Genomic DNA, 364 nt, shown 5'->3' with positions numbered 1-364 from the left:
GCGATCACCTGCGGCAGCCCGTCGTCGTCGAAGGAGGCGATGGCGCGCTCCGTGGTGCCGTTCGGGCTGGTGACGGCACGGCGCATGACCGCCGGGTCGGCATTCGGCGCAGCGAGCATGATGCCCGCGCCGGCCACGGTCTCGCGGGCCAGCGTCATCGAAAGCTCCGGGTCCAGACCCAGCTCCACGCCGGCGGCGGCCATCGCCTCGGCCAGGTAGAAGGCATAGGCCGGGCCGGAACCGCTGACCGCGGACACCGCGTCCAGCTGGTGTTCCGGAACCACGACGACGGTGCCGGCGCCGGCGAATACTTCGCGGGCGGCCTCCAGTTGGGCATCGCTCACGTGGCTGCCGGCGGAGACGC

Annotated in this window: 1 protein-coding gene; it reads right to left on the bottom strand. The window is 72.8% G+C overall.

Annotated features, from left to right (window positions below; translation table 11 throughout):
• Positions 1 to 364 (bottom strand): pyrroline-5-carboxylate reductase family protein (locus AC5RUJ_RS18715; RefSeq protein ID WP_494156569.1); only part of this gene is annotated, 364 nt, incomplete at both ends.

The organism is Arthrobacter sp. Y3223164 (genome assembly GCF_059091005.1).
Note: the sequence above shows the minus strand (reverse complement) of the source record. Positions and strands in the feature narration are given on the sequence as shown.